The sequence below is a fragment of the Vibrio sp. Vb1729 genome (assembly GCF_033338655.1).
Lineage (GTDB): Bacteria > Pseudomonadota > Gammaproteobacteria > Enterobacterales > Vibrionaceae > Vibrio > Vibrio alginolyticus.
Genome location: NZ_JAWOTB010000038.1, coordinates 1 through 7,031 on the forward strand (window position 1 = coordinate 1; position 7,031 = coordinate 7,031).

A 7,031-nucleotide genomic window follows, 5' to 3' on the forward strand; every position below is an offset into this window, starting at 1 on the left:
ATGCGTTGATTTTAGTGAATAAGGTGGTATGCGGCGGCTTCAGTATTACGTTGCTCACCCCTTAGCAGGGCGTTATGTAGCCGCGAGAGGACGGTAAGTTAAAAGGATTTATATATGTTAAATATTCGGCAAGCTCGCATTGAAGATATCAGTGTTATCAAGAAACTACAGTTTCAGCTTAATGAGTATCATCAAGCAAATTTACCTGATGACTTTTTGTCACCGGAAGAAATTGAACAAAAAATAGACCTACACAAGATAATCAAAAGTGAAAGCTCGATTTTTCTGGTAGCCGAAAGCAAAGGGCAGTTAGTAGGTTTTGTTTTTGGTGAGCTATGGGTTCGTAAGTCTTGGACGCTCAAAGAGCGAAAGATCGCAAACGTTGAACAGATTGTAGTGGATTCATGCTTTAGGAGTCAAGGTGTTGGAGTGGCGCTAATAGAGGCATTTGAGGAACGGGCTATTTCTAACGGCGGAGAAGAGCTGTGGTTAGAAGTATATTCTTTCAATGAATCAGCTCTAGCTTTGTATCGCAAAGCTGGTATTGAGCCCAAGATCCAAATTGGACAGAAAGCACTAACCTGAAAGTCGGCTACATAACAAATTGTTCAAGAGTGATTCGGCACGCGTGGCATTTTTACTATGCGTTAGTTCTAGTGGTTAAGGTGGTATGCGGAAGCTTAGGTATTGCGTGCCTCACACCTTAACAAGGCGTTAGGCGATTAGGAGAGTTCATTGTTCGAAGTTGGTAAAATCTATAACCGTCGCTCTGATATTCACGGCGTATACAAAGGGCAACAGTATGGTGGTATCGCTACGCCAGCTAATCATTCTTATGTATTTATATTTACCAGTGATGCTGGTGAAGAGTTCGGCTATTCCGATGGTTTTGGTCCTGATGGTACGTTTAGGTATACAGGCGAAGGTCAAGTAGGTGATATGCAGATGGCCAAAGGTAATTTGGCAATCTTCGAGCACCAGCAAAACAAAAAAGAAATCTTGTTGTTTGAGTCGACGACCAAAGGCTTTGTGCGTTTTGCCGGAGTATGTAGTTACATTGAACACCACATCGAGCAGCGACCTGACAAAAATGGTCAGCTTCGAGATGCTTTCATTTTTCACTTGGACGTACTTCCGCAACCAAGGCTTCCGGGAGTGGAAAATGGCAAGGCTCCTTACTTAACCAAACCGACTAAAAGCAAATCACTTAAGCAGTTGCGCGATATTGCTACGGCTGTGACCCCGAATGATGTGGACGTTAAAGAACAAGTTGCTCATGTCCGTTATCGCAGTGAGGCTATAAAGTTATATGCCAAAAAGCGCGCAAATGGGGTTTGTGAAGGTTGCAGAATCGGGTCACCCTTTGAAACTAAGGCAGGACCTTATCTAGAAGTCCATCATTTAACTAGGCTTGCTGACGGTGGTGCTGACTGCCCGGAAAATGTTATCGCTCTATGTCCTACGTGCCATAGGAGAGCGCATTATTCAATCGACAGCAAAGAGTTCAACGAACAGTTGTTAAGAATAGCCCTTAGCATCGAAGAAAAAATCGCCCAACAAAGCATTTAAGAGTGATTCGCAACGCTTGGCGGTTTCGCTTCGCTCAAGTATAGCCAAGCGCCGCTCACACCTTAATGCAGCGTTAGGCTCTTTAGAGGAAAATAATGAACGAAAGTATAATTACGCTAATTGGTGCCTCAGTTAGTTTAGTGATTGCTCTGCTCTTTGCACTTTGGCAGATTTTGACTGTTTTGGTGGATGTAATTAAGTCTAAGAATGATCGTAAGCTAAAAGAAGACATTGCTAATGCACTTAAAAATGGTGTGCCAACCTGGGAACATATCAAAGTAATCGAATCATGTTACTCTTTGCTGTCTCCCAACTCCTTAAAGCGAAGTTTAAATAACCTAATAAAGCAAGAGGTTGTAAACGGAGTTACAGAAGATAGTAAATCCTTAGCCTTACTTGAGGAGTGGGCAAACAAGCTTAAGTCAGATGAACCATTTGAGGGAATACCACCAGAATTAAAGCTACCATTAGAACGAATAAGGCAAGAAGCTCCAGAACATCAACATATGATAGAGTTACTTGTTTCCCAACTTCAAGAATATACAGATCAAGCTAGAGGAGAGAAAAAACGAAACTCCGTAATTTCTATTATTGGTCTTCTAGTCGGTATTGGTGGTTTTGCTATTGGAGCGTATCAAATCTATGTTTCAGCTGACTCTGAGCATACTAGCCCACAACAAGAGGCAGTATTGACCACAGAGCCTAACAAATTGCTTAAGAGTGATTCGTAACGCGTGGCATTTTTACTTTGCGGTGGCTTAGGGTGATTAAGGCGCCGTGCGGTAGCTTTTGTATTGCGTTACTCACACCTTAGCAAGGCGTTATGCCTTATCAAGGAGTAATTATGTGGAAGCATCTAGTTAGTACACTAGAAAACAATAGTAGGTTTGAAAGTCCTGCGAGGAAGTTAGATATCGATAATGCTGAAAAATTACTCAATGTTTCGTTCCCGCGCCAATTGCAGGAATGACTTCAAGAAGCAAATGGAATCTATGGAGAGTACGATTTAGGATTGGTATGGCCATTGGATAAAATTGTTCATACAAATCTTCAGTTCCGCCAAAGCCCAAACTACAATCAACTATATATGCCGTTTGATTCCTTGCTATTTTTTGCCGATGCAGGCAATGGTGATCAGTTTGCATTTCCTATTCAGGCAGAACAAATCAGACGAGATGATGTTTTTGTATGGAATCATGAGGATGATAGCCGGTTTTGGGTTGCACCTGATTTGGAAAAATACATCGAGTGGCAATTAACAGGAAAAATAAGCACCTAGGCATAACAAAGCGTTTAAGGCGGATTCACAACGCTTGGCGACCTTAGCTTAAGTTGAATTTAGTGTTTACGGTAGAATGGTTTAGGTTTGGTGGTTGGCGTTGTTCACCACTTAACGCGGCGTTAGTTTGCATGGATAAACTCTCACCCCAGTTATTATTTCTAGGGTGAAAGTCGTGTTATTTCAGATGATTCTGGGGTAGCTGTGATTGACCCAAGACAGCAACGACTAAGATAAAGTCATGTTCTTTGGTGAAATAAGCTGTGTGTTTTCCAATCGGGAAATAAAAGCCATTTGGGTATATCTCGTCACAACTTCTTCCTAAGCCTGGATTATCAGCTAGCATCTGAAACCCTGATAGCAGAGTATCTTTGTAGTTACGCCACTGTAATTCAGAAAAGTTTTCAACAGTGTAGTTTTTTACTTTGCGCAAGTGAGATTGCGCTAAGTTACTTAGCTTGTATTTGTTCTTTTGCATAAGTTAGTTACAGCGAGTTCAGAAAGCTTTCGCCATCAACAGTGTTTCCATTGTTCAAGTCTTCTTTAGCTGACTTAAAGCAGTGTTTGAGGTACTCAACTTTCATAGCTTCTAGCTCTTCAAAGTCACGAATGGACATGACAACGACAGTATCTTTACTGTTTTTGCTGATTTTTACTGGCTCGCGTTGTGCGCTCAGAAGTAGTTCGCCGAAATTTCGTTTGGCATCATTGGCTGTTAATGTATGCATGGTCAGTTCCCAATTGAGTGTACAGTTAGATTATAATGCATCGCATGAAATGTTCAATTTAATTAAATCGTGCGATTTGTGTGAAATGCAAACTAACAAACTGTTCAAGAGGGATTCGCAACGCGTGGCATTTTTACTATGCGTTGGTTTTAGTGGTTAAGGTGGTATGCGGGGGCATCGGTATTGCGTCGCTCACCCCTTAACAGGGCGTTAGTTTGCAAGAGGAAAAACGCAACTATATCGCAAGCTCTAGTGGTAAAAGCTCAAAGTCTAAATTGTCGTATCGGCGTTCAATTTCAGTGTTAACTAGCGTGGTGGAAATCCAAAATTGGCATCGTTTCAACGGTTGATTTGTTCTTTGGTTCGGCGACTTTTTGGTTCACTGAGTCGAACTTTTTTGTTGAAACTCTGTTCGTTGAGTTTGTTGGTACAAAAGCCGATTTTCTCGCTGAAATGACGTTTTCTCTGGTGTGGTAAGTTCATGTGGTTTCATTGACTAGCCGCTTTGAGACTACGCCTGACTTAAATGCATCAAAGCACATAAAGCTTGTTGTTCGCAAAGTTTAAAATAAAGTAAAATCAATCCTTTGGGCCTGCAAACTAACAAACTGCTCAAGAGGGATTCACAACGCGTGGCATTTTTACTATGCGTTGATTTCAGTGATTAAGGTGGTATGCAGCGGCTTTGGTATTGCGTTGTTCACCCCTTAGCAGGGCGTTATGCCGCTATATGAAAAACGGGAGAGGACATGAAAGGGGAAATTGTTCGCTGGGTTGATGAGCGCGGTTTTGGGTTCATAAATTCCAATGAACTGGATGGTGACATTTTTGTTCATGTATCCAAGTTCAAAAAAGGATACCGACGCCCCCGAATAGGGGACCAAGTAGAGTTTCAACTGGCAAGTACTCAGCCTAAGTTAAGTGCGGAAAGTGCTCAGTTAGTCGGTGTCAAACCACAGAAAAGCAATTCTTTTTCAGTTGTATTATCAGCAGTTATCGTCGGTCTAATAGGCGCAGCCTTCTATCTGTTTTATATAGAGCCTAAGTTAAACCCTGCATATGAAAATATGGGGTTCAGTTGTCAAGGCAAGACTTACTGTAGCGAAATGGCGTCTTGTGATGAAGCAAAGTTTTATTTATCAAATTGTCCAAATGTCAAAATAGATGGCGACAATGATGGTACTCCTTGCGAGAGTCAGTTATGTGGTAGTTGGTAGGATCGGCATAACAAACTGTTTAAGAGTGATTCGCAACGCGTGGCATTTTTACTATGCGTTGGTTTTAGTGTTTAAGGTGGTATGCAGCGGCATCGGGATTGCGTTGCTCACACCTTAACAGGGCGTTAGCATGCGGGAGTAATATGAAGAAAATTCTCATCATCGGTAATTCTGGCTCAGGCAAGAGTTGGTTGTCGACCCAGTTATCCCGAAAACTTCAGTTGCAAGAAGTTAACTTGGACTCGATTGTATGGGAGCCAGGTGGCTATAATCAAAAACGCTCCACCGGAGCAATCGAAAATGAAATTGCTAGTATAAAGTCTCAATGCAACTGGGTAGTTGAGGGAGTATTTGGTGCTTTAGCCGAACAGCTTATTTTTTCTGCTGACATGCTGTTGTTTTTGGATTTGGAATGGTCTGAATGTAAAAGTTCTCTTTATGCTCGTGGTTCGGAGAGCTCGAAGCAACTTAATGAGGAACAGGCGGAGAAGAATTTTCGTGAATTATTAAAATGGGCTTCTGAATACTCGGTTCGCGAATCCAAAAGTTCACGACAGTTCCATCAGCAATTGTTCAGAGATTTTCACGGTTCTAAAGTACGTTTCACAACACGCTCTCAAGTGAATGAGTTTGTAGCGGAAACAACATGCTAACAAACTGTTTAAGAGTGATTCGCAACGCGTGGCATTTTCACTATGCGTTGGTTTTAGTGGTTAAGGTGGTATGCGGAAGCTTAGGTATTGCGTTGCTCACACCTTAACAGGGCGTTAGAGGGCTTATGAAAATAATACAACTGTTGATACTTGCTAAAGCTATATTTTTAAGTGGGTGTGTTGTTTACTTAGATCATCCTGATGCACAAAGAATAAGTGGCAAAGTTATCTGGAGAGACACAGGAAAACCTGCCGAAGATGCTAATATAACAATTTGGGAGGGGAGGACATTTTTCACTTTGTTTCCCATTTCCTATCCCGCAGCAGGTTGGGCAACTTCTGACGCAGAGGGTAATTTTACTGTTGTTCTAGAAAACCAATGGCCTGCAGACGTTACAGCACATGTTCCCTGTGGGTTTGGTAAACGTATTGTCAATGAAAGCGAAGTTAATCAAATCATTATAGAGTTGGAAGAGTCATCTTCTAGCGAGTGCTTAACTCCGATAGTTGATTGAAGACGCACAAAACTAAATTGGTGTTGTATCGTTCAGTAATGATCGACCAACTCAACCCCGCCCTCTAACAAACAATTTAAGAGTGATTCAGCACGCTTGGCAGTTTTGGTTTGGGTTGAGTTCGGTGTTTACGGTGGTCAAATTGAGTGTCGTGGTCGCGTGCTTCACACCTTAATTGGGCGTTATGTGGAAAGCCTAGCCAATCGGATGTGGCTAGGCTGCAAGCTATTTATTTGAAAATCTCGTTAGCCATTTTCAGTAGCACGTGGCTGATGAAAATAAACATCACCGTATAGATGTTGAGGTCTGGGGTTGCCTCTAAAAAAGGCACATTGGTCGAAATAATTCGGCTAAAGACCAGTAGTCCTGTAAATAGAGAAAATGAGCCTAGAATCTTGTTGATACACATGGTAGCAATTCGAGTTTGTTGATGCTGAAACCTATCGTACAAAACGTTTAGTACGAACATCAGGACTGCAAGAGCCATCAGAGCATAAACTTTCGTTGTTTCAAACGGTTTTAGCAGATAGTCAGTCCAATCAGGGACGGAAGAGCTTAGAGTCATATCGTTACTAATAATATAGTAAGAGCATAAATCTGCCAGTGTTACAAAGACTGCGATAAATACCATTTGGCTAATACATAGTCGAGAATGCGAAGGTAGTTTAGTTTTGAAAACGGTGTTGGTTAGAATGCTTTTTAGTAAACTTGTCATTATTACTTCTTGGGTTTTTTGTTAATTAAGAAACACGAACCAAAAGGTTAAAATGGATCGTGACTTCACTTGAAGCTAACTCTAGATGAGGGCTTTGCTCAAAAAATCAAGTGCTTACTGTGATTTTTCACATAACAAACTGTTTAAGAGTGATTCGCAACGCGTGGCATTTTCACTATGCGTTGGTTTTAGTGATTAAGGTGGGGTGCGGAAGCTTCGGCATTGCGTTGCTCACACCTTAACAGGGCGTTATACGAATAGAGGGAAATTATGTACAAAAGTAATGATTTTAACTTGGATTCAAAAGAGTTCAGGTTTAAGAAAGACTCATATCCTTTGTCTAAGATAAACAATG

At 41.4% G+C, this 7,031-nt stretch carries 9 protein-coding genes and 1 pseudogene; 7 read left to right on the forward strand and 3 right to left on the reverse strand.

Translation table 11 applies throughout. The features are described from left to right. The first annotated feature begins 114 nt into the window (after positions 1 to 114). The 4 genes and pseudogenes from R7E29_RS16535 to R7E29_RS16550 form a co-directional block, all read left to right on the forward strand. Positions 115 to 585 carry a GNAT family N-acetyltransferase gene (locus R7E29_RS16535; RefSeq protein WP_005377057.1) on the forward strand — a complete coding sequence of 157 codons (471 nt, stop codon included), beginning with the start codon at positions 115 to 117 and terminating at the stop codon, positions 583 to 585. A 150-nt stretch (positions 586 to 735) separates the two neighbouring features. Further along, a complete protein-coding gene (locus R7E29_RS16540) occupies positions 736 to 1,569 on the forward strand; it encodes an HNH endonuclease signature motif containing protein (protein WP_054577369.1) in 834 nt (277 codons plus the stop codon). 95 nt (positions 1,570 to 1,664) lie between these two features. Further along, positions 1,665 to 2,300, forward strand: coding sequence for a hypothetical protein (locus R7E29_RS16545; RefSeq protein WP_053304459.1), 636 nt, complete (start codon positions 1,665 to 1,667; stop codon positions 2,298 to 2,300). A 251-nt stretch (positions 2,301 to 2,551) separates the two neighbouring features. Beyond that, a pseudogene (locus R7E29_RS16550) lies at positions 2,552 to 2,848 on the forward strand (SMI1/KNR4 family protein); the annotation flags it as partial. A gap of 178 nt (positions 2,849 to 3,026) precedes the next feature. Here the strand turns inward: R7E29_RS16550 and R7E29_RS16555 are convergent. Beyond that, the gene (locus R7E29_RS16555; RefSeq protein ID WP_033006605.1) at positions 3,027 to 3,326 is read right to left on the reverse strand and encodes a type II toxin-antitoxin system RelE/ParE family toxin; all 300 of its coding nucleotides are present in this window, start codon (positions 3,324 to 3,326) and stop codon (positions 3,027 to 3,029) included. A gap of 7 nt (positions 3,327 to 3,333) precedes the next feature. Next, positions 3,334 to 3,576 carry a type II toxin-antitoxin system Phd/YefM family antitoxin gene (locus tag R7E29_RS16560; protein WP_005442033.1) on the reverse strand — a complete coding sequence of 81 codons (243 nt, stop codon included), beginning with the start codon at positions 3,574 to 3,576 and terminating at the stop codon, positions 3,334 to 3,336. Between the two features lie 749 nt (positions 3,577 to 4,325). Between R7E29_RS16560 and R7E29_RS16565 the strand changes: the two genes are divergently transcribed. From R7E29_RS16565 to R7E29_RS16575, 3 genes are all read left to right on the forward strand, one after another. Further along, complete coding sequence (locus tag R7E29_RS16565; protein ID WP_029804521.1) at positions 4,326 to 4,793, forward strand: cold shock domain-containing protein; 468 nt, start codon at positions 4,326 to 4,328, stop codon at positions 4,791 to 4,793. Between the two features lie 143 nt (positions 4,794 to 4,936). Continuing rightward, complete coding sequence (locus R7E29_RS16570; protein WP_046876170.1) at positions 4,937 to 5,446, forward strand: ATPase AAA; 510 nt, start codon at positions 4,937 to 4,939, stop codon at positions 5,444 to 5,446. A gap of 125 nt (positions 5,447 to 5,571) precedes the next feature. Next, entirely contained in the window at positions 5,572 to 5,961 is a 390-nt protein-coding gene (locus R7E29_RS16575; RefSeq protein ID WP_017633499.1) for a hypothetical protein, read from the forward strand. Between the two features lie 229 nt (positions 5,962 to 6,190). Here the strand turns inward: R7E29_RS16575 and R7E29_RS16580 are convergent, their stop codons facing one another. Further along, positions 6,191 to 6,676 carry a hypothetical protein gene (locus R7E29_RS16580; protein WP_017633497.1) on the reverse strand — a complete coding sequence of 162 codons (486 nt, stop codon included), beginning with the start codon at positions 6,674 to 6,676 and terminating at the stop codon, positions 6,191 to 6,193. Positions 6,677 to 7,031 lie beyond the last annotated feature (355 nt).

What these genes read in the sequence shown, in the direction of transcription:
- R7E29_RS16535 (WP_005377057.1), top strand. Translation starts at nt 115, where the DNA reads ATGTTAAATATTCGGCAAGCTCGCATTGAAGATATCAGTGTTATCAAG.
- R7E29_RS16545 (WP_053304459.1), top strand. Translation starts at nt 1,665, where the DNA reads ATGAACGAAAGTATAATTACGCTAATTGGTGCCTCAGTTAGTTTAGTG.
- R7E29_RS16555 (WP_033006605.1), bottom strand. Translation starts at nt 3,326, where the DNA reads ATGCAAAAGAACAAATACAAGCTAAGTAACTTAGCGCAATCTCACTTG.
- R7E29_RS16560 (WP_005442033.1), bottom strand. Translation starts at nt 3,576, where the DNA reads ATGCATACATTAACAGCCAATGATGCCAAACGAAATTTCGGCGAACTA.
- R7E29_RS16565 (WP_029804521.1), top strand. Translation starts at nt 4,326, where the DNA reads ATGAAAGGGGAAATTGTTCGCTGGGTTGATGAGCGCGGTTTTGGGTTC.
- R7E29_RS16570 (WP_046876170.1), top strand. Translation starts at nt 4,937, where the DNA reads ATGAAGAAAATTCTCATCATCGGTAATTCTGGCTCAGGCAAGAGTTGG.
- R7E29_RS16575 (WP_017633499.1), top strand. Translation starts at nt 5,572, where the DNA reads ATGAAAATAATACAACTGTTGATACTTGCTAAAGCTATATTTTTAAGT.
- R7E29_RS16580 (WP_017633497.1), bottom strand. Translation starts at nt 6,676, where the DNA reads ATGACAAGTTTACTAAAAAGCATTCTAACCAACACCGTTTTCAAAACT.